This window comes from Amnibacterium sp. (genome assembly GCF_025463795.1).
In the GTDB taxonomy this organism is placed as follows: Bacteria; Actinomycetota; Actinomycetes; order Actinomycetales; family Microbacteriaceae; genus Amnibacterium.
The window spans coordinates 1-14,661 of the sequence record NZ_JAODBE010000063.1 but is presented as its reverse complement, the minus strand read 5'-3'; the positions used below and the strand labels follow the sequence as shown (position 1 = coordinate 14,661).

The window sequence follows — 14,661 nt, the reverse complement described above, 5'->3', positions numbered from 1 at the left end:
AGTGCACGGCGACGCCGATGCGGGCGCGGGGGGCCGCCGCCAGGCGCGCGTGCCGGCGGGCCCAGCCGGCGACGTCGGGATCGGCGAAGCGCCGCTGGGCGGTCGCGAGGGGCAGGCGGCGGCCCTCGGCGTCGAGTCCGCCGTGCAGGTAGACGGTGTCGAGCAGGGTGATGCGGATGCCGGCGTCCGTGGCGGCGGCGAGCACCGCATCCGCCATCGCCGTCGGCACGGGGTAGGGGCTGCCGCCGGAGGCGCGGTGGAGGTAGTGGAACTCGCCGACGACCGTGAAGCCGGCGAGCACCATCTCGGCGAAGACGGCGGTGGCGAGCGAGCGGTAGATGTCGGGCGTGAGCCGCTCGGCGACGCCGTACATGGCGTCGCGCCAGGTCCAGAACGAGCCGCCGTCGACGTGCGTGGTGCCGCGCAGCGCTCGATGGAACGCATGGGAGTGGGCGTTCGCGAAGCCGGGGAACGTGAGCCCGGGCAGGCGCACATCGGCGGTGCCCGCGGGGGCGTCGGGGAGGACCGCCTCGATCGTGCCGCCCTCCACGCGCACCCGCACGGCGGCGGCGATGCCGTCCGGCAGCACCGCGCGCTCGAGCCAGTAGGTCGTCATCCGGCGACCCGGTCCGGGGAGCTGCGGCGCAGCAGCAGCGCGAGCGCCGCGACGCCGAGGTCCATGTCGGGGGCGGCCGCCGACTCTCCGGGCGCGTGGGAGATCCCCGTCGGGTTCCGGACGGCGAGCATCGCGGCGGGGACGCCGGCCGCCTGCAGGACGCCGGCGTCGTGACCGGCGCCCGAGGGCAAGGTCGGCGCGTCGGTCCCGGTGACCTCGCGGACCACGGCGGCCAGTCTCCGCGTCTCGGACCGCGCGAACCGCATCGCGCCGGTCCAGCTCTCCTCGACCGGCGCGACCCCGGCCGCCGCGGTGACCCGGGCGACGACTCTGCGGATCCGGCCCTCGTCCGCGCCACGGACGTCGAGCCACAGCGACGCGCGGACCGCGATGGCGTTCACGGCGCCGGGCTCGACCTCGACGCGCCCGACGGTCGCCAGCGCGCCCTCCGCTACGGCGGCGTCGCGGGCGGCGAGCACCACACCCGCTGCCCCGACGACCGGATCGTCGCGACCGGCCATCGGCGTGGTGCCGGCATGGTTCGCGTGCCCGGCGACGTCGATCCGCCACCGGCCGTGCGGCCAGATCCCGGTGAGCACCCCGAGCGGGGCGTCCGCCGCGGCGAGCCCGGCGGCGTCCGAGCCGTCGATCGGCAGGTGGCCCTGCTCGACGTGCAGCTCGACGTACGCGCCGAGGGACCCCACCCGGCCGGGATCGGGGCCGACCGCGTCCGGATCCAGCCCCGCCGCCCGCATCGCCTCGTCGAGGCGCACCCCGTCGCGGTCGACGAGCGCCCGGGCCCGCTCGGGATCGACGGCGCCGGTCGTCAGCCGGGAACCGAGGCAGGCCAGCCCGAACCGGCCGCCCTCCTCGTCCACGAAGGCGACGACGGAGACGTTCGACGCGGGTGCCTCGCCGGCGTCCCGCAGCGAGCGCATCGCGGCGAAGGCGCTCGCGACGCCGAGCGGACCGTCGAGGGCGCCGCCGTTCGGCACGCTGTCGAGGTGCGAGCCGAGCACCAGTCGGGGCCCCGTGCCTCCCCGTCCGTGCGCCCACAGGTTGCCGTTGCGGTCCACCTCGGTCTCGAGCCCGAGGTCGGCCGCCTCGGCGAGGAACCAGCGGCGCATCGCCGCGTCGGCGTCGCTCCACGCGAGGCGGTCGTAGCCGCCCCGCTCGTTCCGCCCGATCGGCGCGAGCGCCTCGAGCAGCTCGGCGATCCGGCTCACGCCTCGCCGTCGCCCTCGCGCATCGGGATGCGCACGTCGAGCCGGTGGGCGACCGCATCCGCTTCGGCGTAGCCGGCGTCGACGTGGCGGATCACGCCCATGCCCGGGTCGTTCGTGAGCACCCGCTCGAGCTTCTCGCGGGCGAGGTCGGTCCCGTCGGCGACCGACACCTGGCCGGCGTGGATCGAGCGGCCGATGCCGACGCCGCCGCCGTGGTGGATCGACACCCAGGTCGCGCCGGACGCCGTGTTCACGAGCGCGTTCAGCAGCGGCCAGTCGGCGATGGCGTCGGAGCCGTCCTTCATCGCCTCGGTCTCCCGGTAGGGCGAGGCGACGGATCCGGCGTCCAGGTGGTCGCGGCCGATCACGATCGGCGCGGCGAGCTCGCCGGAGGCGACCATGTCGTTGAAGCGCACCCCGGCCTTGTCGCGCTCGCCGTAGCCGAGCCAGCAGATCCGTGCGGGCAGGCCCTGGAAGTGCACGCGCTCCTCCGCGAGGCGGATCCAGCGGGCGAGCGACTCGTTCTCGGGGAACAGGTCGAGCACCGCCCGATCCGTCTTCGCGATGTCCGCCGGGTCGCCGGAGAGCGCCGCCCAGCGGAACGGGCCCCTGCCCTCCGCGAAGAGCGGGCGGATGTAGGCGGGTACGAACCCGGGATAGGCGAACGCCTCCGCGTACCCGGCCGTCCTCGCCTCGGTGCGCAGGTTGTTGCCGTAGTCGAAGACCTCGGCGCCGGCCCGCTGGAAGCCGACCATCGCCGCGACGTGCCGGGCCATCGAGTCCCGTGCCCGCGTGGCGAAGCCCTCGGGGTCGCGGGTGCGGGCCTCCTGCCAGTCGTCGAAGTCGATGCCGACGGGCAGGTAGGCGAGCGGATCGTGCGCGCTCGTCTGGTCGGTGACGATGTCGATCGGGGCGCCCTTCGCCAGCAGCTCGGGGACCACGACCGCGGCGTTCCCGCGGAGGCCGATCGAGAGCGCCCGCTTCGCGTCGCGCGCCTCGACGGCGAGGCGGACGGCGTCGTCGAGGTCGCGCGCCTCCAGGTCGAGGTAGCCGTGCTCGATCCGCCGCGCGATGCGGGAGGGGTCGACGTCGACGACGATCGCGACGCCGCCGTTCATCGTCACGGCCAGGGGCTGCGCGCCACCCATGCCGCCGAGCCCGGCGGTGAGGGTGATCGTGCCGGCGAGGGTGCCGCCGCTGGGTCCGTTTCCCCCGCCCTTCCGGGCGGCGATCGTCGCCGCGACGGCGGCGAAGGTCTCGTAGGTGCCCTGGAGGATGCCCTGCGTGCCGATGTAGATCCAGGAACCGGCCGTCATCTGGCCGTACATCGTGAGGCCGAGGTGCTCGAGGCGGCGGAACTCGGTCCAGTTCGCCCAGTCGGGCACGAGGTTCGAGTTCGCGATCAGCACCCGCGGCGCCCACTCGTGGGTGCGCAGCACCCCGACGGGGCGGCCGGACTGCACGAGCATCGTCTCGTCGCCCTGCAGCGTCGTGAGCGTGCGGACGAGGGCGTGGTAGCTCGGCCAGTCGCGGGCCGCCTTGCCGGTGCCGCCGTAGACGACGAGGTCCTCGGGATGCTCGGCGACCTCCGGATCGAGGTTGTTCTGCAGCATCCGCAGGGCCGCCTCCTGGGGCCAGCCCCGCGCCGTCAGCGCCGTGCCGCGCGCCGCGCGGACGGTGGTCGGGCTGAGCGTCATCGCGTCCTCCTGCTCGTCATTCTGCGCCTCCGGATCAGACGAGGGCCGGGGCCGCGGCGCGGGCCGCGTCGAGGAGGGCCCCGGAGGCGACGAGGGCGACCGTCTCCTCGATGTCGGGGGCGAGGAACCGGTCGGGGCCGGGGCCCGGCACCGTCTGCCGGAGCCGGGCGACGACCGCGCCGGTCACGTCGGCGGGCGGGACGGGGCGGCGCAGGTCGATGGCCCTGGCCGCGGTCATCAGCTCGATCGCGACCACCCTCCTGGCGCCGTCGATCGCGCGACGCAGCTTGCGGGCGGCGCTCCAGCCCATCGACACGTGGTCCTCCTGCATGGCGGACGACGGGATCGAGTCGACCGACGCCGGTACCGCGAGCCGCTTCAGCTCCGACACGATCGCCGCCTGCGTGTACTGGGCGATCATCAGGCCGGAGTCGACGCCCGGATCGTCCGCGAGGAACGGAGGAAGGCCGGCGTTGCGGTGCCTGTCGAGGAAGCGGTCCGTGCGCCGCTCGGAGATGCTCGCGAGGTCGGCGACGGCGATCGCGAGGAAGTCGAGCACGTAGCCCACCGGCGCGCCGTGGAAGTTGCCGTTCGACTCCACCCGGCCGTCCGGCGTCACGACCGGGTTGTCGACGGCGCTCGCCAGCTCGCGGTCGGCGACCGTCCGGGCGTGAGCGACGGTGTCGCGGACCGCGCCGTGCACCTGGGGCGCGCAGCGGAGCGAGTAGGCGTCCTGCACCCGCGTGAAGCCGCCCGTCCGGTGGGACTCGACGAGCGGCGAGCCCGCGAGCGCGAGGCGGAGGTTGGCGGCCGACGCCGCCTGACCCGGATGCGGGCGGAGCGCCTGCAGGTCGGCGGCGAACACGTCGTCCGTGCCGGCGAGGCCCTCGATGCTCATCGCCGCGGCGAGGTCGGCCTGGGGGAGCAGGGCGTCGAGATCGGCGATCGCGAGCGCGAGCATCCCGAGCATCCCGTCGGTGCCGTTGATGAGGGCGAGACCCTCCTTCTCGGCGAGCTCGAGCGGCGCGATGCCGGCGGCGGCGAGGGCCTCCGCGGCGGGCCGGGTCACGCCCTGGGCGTCGACCGCGGGACCCTCGCCCATCGCGGCGAGCGCGCAGTGGGCGAGCGGGGCGAGGTCCCCGGAGCAGCCGAGGCTGCCGTACTCGCGGACGATCGGGGTGATCCCGGCGTTCAGCATCGCCGCGTAGGTCTCGGCGACGAGGGGGCGGACGCCGGTACGGCCGGTCGCGAGGGTCGAGAGGCGCAGCAGCATGAGCCCGCGGACGACCTCGCGCTCCACCGGATCGCCGCTGCAGGCCGCATGGCTGCGGACGAGGGAGCGCTGCAGCTCGGCGCGACGGAGCCGCGGGATGTGCGTCGTCGCGAGCGCGCCGAAGCCCGTGGAGACGCCGTAGTGGGGGAGCGGATCCTCGGCCAGCGCCTCGATCACGGCGCGGCTGGCGGCCATGGCGGCCAGCGCGTCGTCGGTCAGGCGGACGGGGGCGCCGTGCCGGGCGACCGCGACGACCTCCTCGATGGCGAGCGGACCGACGTCGATCCGGACCGGCTGCGGCGCTGCACTCATGCCCTCATCGAACACCTGTCGGGGGACACCTTCCGTGTCCTCGGCGCGCGAGTGTTGCCTCCCGGCGCGCGCCCGTGCACGTTCCGGCCCGTTCCCGGCCGCGCGGCGCCGGAACGGGGCGTCCGCCTCGACGGATGTCGGGGGCGCGTGGCACCGTTCCGGCATGCCCAGCGAAGCGTTCTCCGTCCGGCGGCCCGACGACGTGGTGCTCGCCGGGGAGCGGCGGGGCCGCCCCGGCGCCCCCGCCGTCGTCCTCCTGCACGCCAACGTCGCGGACCGGCGCGCGTGGCGCGGCGTCCTCGAGCTGCTCGAGGACGACGACGTCGACCTGATCGCCTACGACCGGCGCGGCTTCGGCGAGACCCCGCCCGGAGACCCGGAGGCCGCATTCACGCACCTCGACGACCTCGTCGCCGTGCTCGACGCCGCCGGCGTCGATCGCGCACTCGTCGTCGGCAACTCGTACGGCGGCGCCCTGGCCCTCGATCTCGCCTCCTCCCGGCCCGAGCGGGTGAGCGGGGTGCTGCATCTCTGCGGCGGAGCGAGCGGCATGACCGACGAGGGCGAGGACGAGCCCTGGCAGCTCGACCCCGACACCGAGCGCGTGTACGGCGCCCTGCAGGAGGCCGAGGCGGCGCAGGACCGCGACGGGCAGGTGCGGCTGCTGCTCCACCTCTGGCTCGACGGGCCGGCCCAGCCCGAGGGCCGCGTCGGCGGGGCCGAGCGGGAACTCGTGGCGGACATGAACCGGCGCATCCTCGAGTGGGCGGCGCCCGACGACGCCGGGGACGCCGGACTGGACGTGTGGCACGCGCTCGGCGACATCCGGGTGCCCGTCACGGTGGCGTGGGGCGAGCTCGACGTGCCCGCCGACGTGCCGTTCTACCGGAAGATCGCGGAGCGCATCCCCGGTGCCGTCGCGCGGCCCATCCCCGGTACCGCGCACCTGCCGTCGATCGACCGGCCCGAGACGGTCGCCGAGCTGGTGCGGGAGCGGCTCGCCGGCTCGGCCGCCTAGCCGATCCGGAGAGCCGGGCCTGGACGGCGTCCGAGCGCGGGTGGAGCATGCGCCCATGACGCCGCTCGGACCCTTCGACCTCGCGAACCAGAACCGGTACTTCAATCCGTGGCCGACCCTGCCCGGCGATCCGCGGTCGGTCGTTCTCCCGTTCCCGGTCGAGGGGTGGTCGGGGTCCGCCGCGGTGGTCCTCCGCCAGGCCGATCCGGACGGTGAGGTCGCGGTGCGGGTCGTGGGCACGCACCCGGACGAGGCGACGGCACAGGCGCTCGCCGCGATCTCACTCGACGTGGACGGCACGGCCTGGCCCGGCATCGGGGACCGCACCCCGCTGCTCGGCGACCTGCAGCGGCGGTACGGCTTCGTGCGTCCCGCGATGTTCCACTCGCCCTACGAGGCGGCCGCCGCGTTCGTCATCGGGCACCGCATCTCCATCGTGCAGACGCGGCGGATCCGGCAGCGGCTCGCGGAGCAGGCGGGGGAGACGATCGAGGTCGACGGCGCATCGTTCGCCGCCTTCCCCGACCCGCATGCCCTGCTCGCGATCGACGCGGTCGACGGCCTCGCGGCGGTCAAGACCGAGCGCCTGCACGGTGTCGCGCACGCCGCGCTCGACGGCCTGCTCGATCGGCAGCGGCTCCGGTCGGTGCCCGAGTCGCAGGCGCTCGCGGAGCTGCGGACGATCCCGGGCATCGGGCCGTTCTTCGCCGAGGCGATCCACTACCGCGGGGTCGGCGTGCCGACCGGCGTCACCCACGACCCGATGAGCCTCGAGGGCGTGCAGCGCGCCTTCGACCTGCCCGTCGCTCCGACCGCCGCCGAGGCGGACCGGCTCACCGAGGCATGGCAACCGCTCCGGATGTGGGCGATGGTGCTGCTCCACATGGCGGTGCGCGAGGAGCAGGGACGCGAGGGCGTCAGGGCTGGAGGCGCTCGATCCGCCACCCGTCCGGCTCCCGCGTGAAGACCAGCCGGTCGTGCAGCCGCGACGGCCGGCCCTGCCAGAACTCGATGCGGGCGGGCTCGACGAGCCAGGCGCCCCAGTGGGGCGGCCGCGGGATCGTGCCCGCGCCGGCGAGCCGCTGCTCGACCTCGCGCATCCGGCCCTCGAGGGCATCCCGGGACGCGATCGGCTGCGACTGGTCGCTCGCCCACGCCGCGAGCTGGGATCCGCGCGGCCGGCTCGCCCAGTACCGGTCGCTCATTCCGTCGGACGCGGCGGTCGCCGTGCCGTCCACGAGCACCTGCCGCTCGAGGGCGTACCAGGGGAACAGCAGGGACACGCGCCCGTCGGCAGCCAGCGCACGGCCCTTCCGCGAGGTCCCGTTGGTCACGAACTCGAAGCGCGCGCCGACGAGGTCCTTCAGCAGCACCGTGCGCGACGTGGGCCCCGCCGGGCCCACCGTCGTCAGCACCATCGCGTTCGGGCTCGCCAGATCGGCCGCCTCGGCGTCGGCCAGCCAGCGGACGAACTGCCGGAACGGGTCCGGGTCGAGCTCCGCCTCGCGGAGCGCGCCCTGCTCGTAGTCGTCGTGCCTGCCGATGAAGTCCACGGGCCTCATTCTGCGGGTGCCGTTCCCCTGTCGGAACGGCACCCTCGGGCGTATCGTGCGCGGCGGATCCGTCTTCCCGCACCTCGCTGTGCGGACGGGAGCCGCGCGCAACGGAGCGCGCCCTCCACCACCACCCCGCGGTCAGCGGGGTCCCTCTCTCCCTCGTTCTAGGAGGACGATTCCCATGCTCACCGAAGCGCACACCATCCTGCCCGCGGCCGATCTCACCCGGTTCCGCGGGTACTACCACGACACGCTCGGCCTGGACCCGAGCGAGGAGCACGACGGCATGCTCGTGTACGGCAGCGGCCCGGCCGCGTTCGAGGTCTACGAGACCGAGAACGTGGGCACGGCGAAGAACACCCAGATGGTCTGGACGACCGACGACCTGGACGCCGAGATGGCGCGCCTGCGCTCGGCGGGCGTCGTGTTCGAGGAGTTCGAGATCCCGGGGATGAGCACCGACAAGGGCGTCGTCGAGACGGCCGAGATGCGCAGCGCCTGGTTCCGGGACAGCGAGGGCAACATCCTCTGCGTGTCCGAACGGCGCTGAGCCGGCCCGGGACGGCGCCGGACGTCACCGCGCCGTCCCGGGTCCTCGGGCACTGTCGGTGCCGCGGTCCACCATGCGTGCGTGCGGTGGTTCAGGAACGACATCGATACGACGCTCACCGAGTTCTTCGCGACGCGCAGGCGGGGCTGCGCCGGCCGGAGGCTCGCCTCCGTGCGCGTCGTGGAGCAGCTGCTGCGCGACTGCGTCGAGACCGTCGCCGACGAGGTGCTGGCGCCCGACGAGCGCACGGTCCTCGCGGCGGAGCGGGAGTTCCGCCCCGAGGGGGCCGCGGCCCGCGTGGCGCAGCCGGGCCTGCTGATCGCGGTGCTCCCGCGATACCTGTCGGACGACCGCTGGCGGCCCTCCCAGCCGGAGGAGCGGCGGGCGCAGGTGCTCGCCGCCGGAGCGCTCGTGCGGCACCTCGTCGGGGTCCTGCCTCCTGGGCAGCACGCGGCGGGCTTCCGGGCCGCCGCCGCGGCCATAGACGACGCGGCCCTGCGGATCCGCTCCGACTCCTGGTCGGTGCGGTGACCCCGGGGGAGCTGCGCGGGCGGCGGATCGCCGGCCAGCTCCTCGCCCCCGCCGCCGACCGGCGGCCGGCCGACGTGGTCGCCGCGCTGGGCGCCGTGCAGAGCCAGGATCTGCCGGGCGGCGTCTGGGCGCTCGGCGTCCGCACCGGCCGCACCGCGGCGGCGATCACCGCCGATCTCACCGACGGCGCGATCCTCCGCACCCATGTGCTGCGGCCGACCTGGCACCTGGTCGCGCCCGCCGACCTCGCCCCGCTCGAGGCCGCGACGGGCGGCGCGGTGATGCGCGCCGCCGCCGCGACGATGCGCCGGCTCGGGCTCACGCCCGAGAGGCTGGCCGCGATCCACACCGTGCTCCGCGATCGGCTCGCGCACGGCCCCGCCACCCGCGGCGAGCTGCAGCGCCTGCTCACGGCAGCCGGGCACGACATGACCGACGGCGTGCGGCTCGCGACCGCGCTGATGCACGCGGAGACCGCCGGCCTGCTCTGCAGCGGGCCGGTGACCGGCCGGGACACCACCTACATGCTGCTCGCCGAGCGCGCACCCACCGCCGCGCCCGACCGATCGGGGGTGCTCGCGGACCTCGCCCGCCGCTACTTCGCGACCCGTGGCCCCGCCACGCTCCGGGACTTCCGCTGGTGGGCCGGGCTGTCGGCCGCCGACGCCCGGTCCGCGGCCGACGCGGTCCGGGAGGAGCTGGAGGGTGCCACGCTCGACGGCCGCGAGCTGCTGTGGAGCGGGGCCGTCGAGCCGCGGGATCCGCCGGCCGTGCTGCTGCTGCCCAACTACGACGAGTACCTGGTGGCGTACACGGATCGGTCCGACGTCTTCGACGCCGCGCACCGACGGTTCCTCGACGCCCGCGGCGCGCCGATCATGCAGCACGTCGTCGTGGTCGACGGCGGGGTCGCGGGCACGTGGCGCAGCGCGGCGAGGGCGAAGCGGCTCGAGGTCACGGCCGCCCTGTTCGCCACCCCGACGCCCCGCGTCCGTGCCGGCCTCGAGGAGGCCGTCGCCGCGTTCGGCCGACATCGGGGTGCGCCGGCGGAGGCGATCCTCGCCCGCTCCTGACCGGCCTGTATCAGGAGCGGGCCGGCGCGCTCCGTACAGACATGACCACCACGTCCCCGCTCGCCGCGCCGGCCGCCCCGGCCCGACCCCGCCTCCACCGCCTCCGCCGCGCCGTCGCCTTCTGGATCGCCCGCTACCTGCCGTGCGAGATCGCCGGCACCGTCCTGCTGCTCGCCGCGGGCCTGTCCGTGCTGCGCAGCAGCGGATCCCCGCTCGCGGCAGCCGCCGCCGGCACCGTCGCCGAGGCCGTCGGCTTCTACGCTGTCGCGTTCGTGCTCATCCTCACCGAGCAGCGTCGTGTCGTCCCGTCCGGGGCCTGGACGCTGCTGTCCCGGACCGTCGGGCTCGGCGTCGCCGAGTTCGGGCCCGTCGAGCTGCTCGACACCCTGCTCGCCCGCCCCGCGCTGCTCTACCTCGGGATGTCGGTGCTGCCGGACCCGGCCGTCGGGCTCGTCGCCGGCAAGCTCGCCGCCGACGTGCTCTTCTACGTCGGGGCGGCGACCGCCTACCGCGTCACCGAGCTCGCCGGCTGGCGCACCCGCACGGATGCCCGGCCGCTCGACGTCGTCGGCGTCGAGTCGGTACGGCCGGCCGACGCGGTCGCACCCGTGATGCGGGAGGTGCGGCGCCGTCAGCTGGCCGCCGCCTACCGCCGGAGCGATCTCGCCGCCGTCGCCGACCGCGCGGGCGGCCCCGTGCTGCTGCTCGACACGCAGGTCGTCCGCGACCGGTACGCGGCGCTGGGCGCGGCGCTTCCCGGCGTGCACCTGCACTACGCGGTGAAGGCCCTCGACCACGTCGACGTGCTCACCGCGATCGCGGACGCCGACGGCCGGTTCGATGTCGCCGGCGAGGCCGAGCTGCGGCAGGTCGTGGCCCTCGGCGTCCCCGGCGACCGGATCCTGTTCAGCAACCCGATCGCGACGACCGCGGAGCGCCTCGCGGCCGTCCATGCCGGGGTGCGGCTGTTCGTCGTCGACAACCAGGTCGAGCTCCTGAAGCTCCGTGATCTGCCCGCCGACTGCGCCGCCCTCGTGCGGCTCGCGGTGCACAACCCGGACGCCCACATCGATCTCAGCACGAAGTTCGGCGCGGACCGTCGCACCGCGGAGCGCCTCGTCGCGACCGCCGTGGCCCAGGGCGTCACCGTCGCCGGCTTCGCGTTCCACGTCGGCAGCCAGACGACCACGGCCGACCCGTTCCGCCGCGCGATCACCGACACGCTCGCCCTCATGGACGTGCTCGAGGCCCGGCACGGCATCCGGTTCCGGATCCTCGACATCGGCGGCGGCTTCCCCGCCTCCTACTGCGAGCCGGAGATCTCCGCGGTCGAGATCGCCCGGGCGGTCGCCCCGCTGCTCGAGCCCCTCGCCGGGCGGCTGACGGTGCTCGCCGAGCCGGGCCGGGCGATCGTGGCGGACGCGATGACCGCGATCAGCCGCGTCGTGGGCGTGGCCGACCGGCCCGACGGCCGCTGGTACTACCTCGACGACGGTCTCTACGGCAGCTTCTCCAACGTGCTCACCGAGGACGTGCACCCGGTGCTGCTCGCCGGCTCGGAGCTCGACCGGCCCATCACCGACCCGGAGTGGGTGACCCTCGCGGGCCCGACGTGCGACAGCGCGGACGTCATCGCCCGCCGCTACCCGATGCCGCAGCTGAAGGTCGGCGACCTGGTGCTCGCGCCGACCATGGGCGCCTACACGACCGTGACCGCCAGCCGGTTCAACGGCCGGACGCCCGCCACGATCCTCCGCACGGACCTCGTTGCGGCGACCGCGGTCGCGTGAGGATGATGGGCGTCATGAGCGCGCCCCGCGGCGCAGCGGTCCCGCAGGCCGGAGACGGCCTGTGGGACCGCGTCGCGCGCGCCTTCGCCGCCTGGTACGACGGCGCGCCCGACGCCATCGAGGAGCTCGTGCGGCTGATGACGCCGGTGCTCTGGCAGGTGGCTCGCGCCTCGCGGATCGACGCCGACGACGCCGCCGACGCGGTGCAGGCCACCTGGCTCGCCCTGGTCCGGCGCGCGGACTCGATCGCGGACCCGGCCGCGGTCGCCGCCTGGCTGCTCACCACCGTGCGGCGGGAGGCGATCCGGCGGGCCAGGACGGCCCGGCCCGCGGGTGACGACGAGGAGCTCACGGCGCTGCCGGCATCGGATCCGCAGCCCGACTCGCTCGTCGTCGAACGCGACGAGCACCGCCGTCTCTGGGCGGCGGTCGCCACCCTCACCGAACGCTGCCGCGAGCTGCTGCGCGTCGTGGCGTTCGAGCAGCGCCCGGACTACGCCGCCCTCTCCCTGCGCCTCGGGATGCCCGTCGGCAGCATCGGCCCGACGCGCGGACGCTGCCTCGAGAAGCTCCGCGCCGCGCTCGCCGGAGGTGCGGCATGAACGACGACGAGCTGTTCGCCGACCTCCGTGCCCTGTGGGAGGCGGTCGATCCGGTGCCGGCGGCGCTCGCCGACGACGTGCTGCTGGTGCTCGCCGCCGGGCAGGCCGACGAGGTCGAGCTGCTCGCGCTGCTCGCCGAGGACGACCGGCTCGTCGGGGTCCGCGGCCCCGACGGACCGGGGACCCGGATGTTCTCCGCGGCCGGCGTCGAGGTGCTGATCCGCGTCGCCGTGACGGGCGACGACCGCCGCCGGATCGACGGCTGGGTGGCCCCGGCCGCCCTGGGCAGCGCCCGCGCGACCGTCGGGTCCCGCATCCGGACCGCCGCGGTCAGCGCCGACGGCCGCTTCGAGCTGCCCGACCTGCCGGCCGGCGCGGCCGTGCTCGACCTCACCGTGCGGGGTCCGGCGGGCATCCGCCGGCTCCGCACCGCGGCATTCGCGATCTGAGACGGAAGGAACGGGCGATGGAGCGCACGAGCGGTGGTCTGGACTGGGAGGCCCTGCAACGGCTCCCGCTCGCCCGCGCACGGCGGCTCGCCCCGTCGGACGCCGTACCGGGGCGGCGCCCCGCCGCATACGCGACCGGGTACCTGCCCGACCGGGTGCTCGTCTCCGGCCTCGCGGACATCGGTGCGGCGGTCGACGTGCTCCGGAAGGCCGGCGACCGCGACGCGGGCTGGACGATCGAGGAGGACCACACCTTCCCGCCGGTGGTGCTCGCCGAACCGGACCCCGTCCGGATCGAGCGACGCGACCGGCTGAAGACGACCCACGGCGAGCTCGGGCTGCGCCGCTACCGCATCGGGCCGCCGCCGGGCGGCGGCGTCGCCCCGGACGCGTGGACGGTCCTCGAGGCGGCCAGGACCCTGCACGGCAGCGCGCTGCCCGGCATCGGACTCGACCACGTGCTCACCGTGACGGGGATCGACCCGGATCCGTTCCACGGGACGAACCCGTTCCACGGCACCAACCCGTTCCACGGCACGAACCCCTTCGGCGCCGCGGGCGTCTCGCCGATCGACACGTACGCGGTCGCCGGCACCGGCGGCCGGCAGCCCGTCGCCTGGACCGGGCCCCGGCCGGCGCGGCAGGCGACCCTGCCCGGCCGGCGGCCCGTCGTCGCCACCCTCGACACCGGCTGCGGGCAGCATCCGTGGCTCGACGCGATCGTGCGCTGCGACGTGACGTGCGACGGCGCGCCGATCGGCGACACGGACCCCGGCAGCGACCCCGAGACGCATCCGAGCCTCACCGGCCCCCGCGACGGCGCGATCGGGGAGGTCAGCGGCCACGGCACGTTCATCGCCGGGCTCGTGCACCAGGCGTGCCCCGACGCGGACATCGTCGCGTGGCGTGCCGTGGCGCCCGACGGATCCGTCGCGGAGAGCGACCTGCTCGCCGCGCTCGTGCGCATCGCGACCCTGGCGACGCGGCACGCCGCAGGGGCACCGGGCGGGATGCCCGTCGACGTGCTCAGCCTCTCGCTCGGCTACTACCACGAGACCCCCGTCGCGCCGCACTTCGACGCCACGCTCGCCGAGCTGCTCGGCGCGCTCGGGCGTGCGGGGACGGTCGTGGTCTGCTCGGCGGGCAACGACGCCACCGACCGCCCCTCGTTCCCCGCCGCGTTCGGCCCGTGGTCGTCCGGGTCCGGCACCGGCGCCCCCCGGGATCCGGACGCGGTGCCGATCGTGTCGGTCGGCGCCCTCAACCCGGACGGCACGGTGGCGCTGTTCAGCAACGGCGGTCCCTGGGTGCGGGCGTTCGCGCCGGGCGGGGCGGTGGTGAGCACGATGCCGGTCGCCTTCCAGGGCGGCTGGCAGCCGCCTGCCGCCCTGCGCTGGGACGGCCACGACCGCGCGGCCATCGATCTCGACGCGTTCGCCGGGGGCTTCGCGGTGTGGAGCGGCACGTCCTTCGCGGCGCCCGTGCTGGCCGGGCGGCTGGCGGCGGCCCTGCTGCCGGGCCTCCCCGCCGGCGACGACGCGGATCCGGTGGACGACATCCGGACCCGGGCGCGGGCGGCGATCGAGGCGCTGGTCCCCGGGCTGTCGTGACGCGCACGGCCGAGGAGCACTACGCCGCGGCGCTGGCCGCCGGGAACCTCGGTCGCGTCGTCGCGGCCCGGCGGTCGCTCGCCGCGGCGGCGCGCCTCGCGACGGATGTCGAGCTCGCCGCCCGCATCACCGGCACCACTGCCTACCTCGACGCCGAGACCGGCGATCCGGCTGCGGCCCTCGTCAGCGCGAGGCGTGCGGCGGCGACCCGTGGGCTGTCGCGCGAGACGCGCGCCGTGCTCGTCGGGCAGGTGGGGCTGATCGAGATGCGGCGGGGCGACGCGCGGTCGGCGCTCCGGCACCTCGGCAGGGACATCCGCGACCTGGAGGGCGACCCGCCGGTGCTCGGCCGCCTCGC

Annotated in this window: 14 protein-coding genes and 1 pseudogene; 10 read left to right on the top strand and 5 right to left on the bottom strand. The window is 75.8% G+C overall.

The features are described 5' to 3' along the window. The 4 genes from JWQ92_RS06155 to hutH all read right to left on the bottom strand — a co-directional run. Positions 1–616 (bottom strand): amidohydrolase family protein (locus JWQ92_RS06155; RefSeq protein ID WP_297343587.1); only part of this gene is annotated, 616 nt, incomplete at its 3' end. Then, complete coding sequence (locus tag JWQ92_RS06150; protein ID WP_297343586.1) at positions 613–1,842, bottom strand: allantoate amidohydrolase; 1,230 nt, start codon at positions 1,840–1,842, stop codon at positions 613–615. The genes JWQ92_RS06155 and JWQ92_RS06150, both read right to left, overlap by 4 nt. Continuing rightward, positions 1,839–3,539: a urocanate hydratase gene (gene hutU / locus JWQ92_RS06145; RefSeq protein WP_297343585.1), complete on the bottom strand. Its 1,701-nt coding sequence runs from the start codon at positions 3,537–3,539 to the stop codon at positions 1,839–1,841. Before hutU ends, JWQ92_RS06150 begins: the two co-directional genes overlap by 4 nt. Before the next feature lie 34 nt (positions 3,540–3,573). After that, positions 3,574–5,124, bottom strand: coding sequence for a histidine ammonia-lyase (hutH, locus tag JWQ92_RS06140; protein ID WP_297343584.1), 1,551 nt, complete (start codon positions 5,122–5,124; stop codon positions 3,574–3,576). Between the two features lie 163 nt (positions 5,125–5,287). Between hutH and JWQ92_RS06135 the strand changes: the two genes are divergently transcribed. Both JWQ92_RS06135 and JWQ92_RS06130 read left to right on the top strand, forming a co-directional pair. Beyond that, positions 5,288–6,142 (top strand): alpha/beta hydrolase, encoded by an 855-nt coding sequence (locus tag JWQ92_RS06135; protein ID WP_297343583.1) that lies wholly within the window; start codon positions 5,288–5,290, stop codon positions 6,140–6,142. Positions 6,143–6,197: 55 nt separating this feature from the next. Then, the gene (locus JWQ92_RS06130; protein ID WP_297343582.1) at positions 6,198–7,106 is read left to right on the top strand and encodes a hypothetical protein; all 909 of its coding nucleotides are present in this window, start codon (positions 6,198–6,200) and stop codon (positions 7,104–7,106) included. On the opposite strand, the gene pdxH is transcribed toward JWQ92_RS06130, so the two are convergent. Next, the gene (gene pdxH / locus JWQ92_RS06125; protein WP_297343581.1) at positions 7,060–7,695 is read right to left on the bottom strand and encodes a pyridoxamine 5'-phosphate oxidase; all 636 of its coding nucleotides are present in this window, start codon (positions 7,693–7,695) and stop codon (positions 7,060–7,062) included. The two genes, JWQ92_RS06130 and pdxH, sit on opposite strands and share 47 nt — an antisense overlap. Before the next feature lie 184 nt (positions 7,696–7,879). Between pdxH and JWQ92_RS06120 the strand changes: the two genes are divergently transcribed. The 8 genes and pseudogenes from JWQ92_RS06120 to JWQ92_RS06085 all read left to right on the top strand — a co-directional run. Then, positions 7,880–8,248 carry a VOC family protein gene (locus tag JWQ92_RS06120; protein ID WP_297343580.1) on the top strand — a complete coding sequence of 123 codons (369 nt, stop codon included), beginning with the start codon at positions 7,880–7,882 and terminating at the stop codon, positions 8,246–8,248. 81 nt (positions 8,249–8,329) lie between these two features. Beyond that, the gene (locus JWQ92_RS06115; RefSeq protein WP_297343579.1) at positions 8,330–8,779 is read left to right on the top strand and encodes a hypothetical protein; all 450 of its coding nucleotides are present in this window, start codon (positions 8,330–8,332) and stop codon (positions 8,777–8,779) included. Further along, complete coding sequence (locus tag JWQ92_RS06110) at positions 8,776–9,852, top strand: crosslink repair DNA glycosylase YcaQ family protein (RefSeq protein ID WP_297343578.1); 1,077 nt, start codon at positions 8,776–8,778, stop codon at positions 9,850–9,852. The genes JWQ92_RS06115 and JWQ92_RS06110 overlap by 4 nt, the downstream gene beginning before the upstream one ends. A 41-nt stretch (positions 9,853–9,893) precedes the next feature. After that, the gene (locus tag JWQ92_RS06105; protein ID WP_297343577.1) at positions 9,894–11,642 is read left to right on the top strand and encodes a type III PLP-dependent enzyme; all 1,749 of its coding nucleotides are present in this window, start codon (positions 9,894–9,896) and stop codon (positions 11,640–11,642) included. Positions 11,643–11,656: 14 nt separating this feature from the next. Continuing rightward, the gene (locus JWQ92_RS06100; RefSeq protein ID WP_297343576.1) at positions 11,657–12,244 is read left to right on the top strand and encodes a sigma-70 family RNA polymerase sigma factor; all 588 of its coding nucleotides are present in this window, start codon (positions 11,657–11,659) and stop codon (positions 12,242–12,244) included. After that, positions 12,241–12,693 carry a hypothetical protein gene (locus JWQ92_RS06095; RefSeq protein WP_297343575.1) on the top strand — a complete coding sequence of 151 codons (453 nt, stop codon included), beginning with the start codon at positions 12,241–12,243 and terminating at the stop codon, positions 12,691–12,693. The genes JWQ92_RS06100 and JWQ92_RS06095 overlap by 4 nt, the downstream gene beginning before the upstream one ends. Positions 12,694–12,710: 17 nt before the next feature. Further along, positions 12,711–14,303, top strand: coding sequence for a S8/S53 family peptidase (locus JWQ92_RS06090; protein WP_297343574.1), 1,593 nt, complete (start codon positions 12,711–12,713; stop codon positions 14,301–14,303). After that, positions 14,300–14,661: pseudogene (locus JWQ92_RS06085) on the top strand (hypothetical protein); the annotation flags it as partial. The gene JWQ92_RS06090 and the pseudogene JWQ92_RS06085, both read left to right, overlap by 4 nt.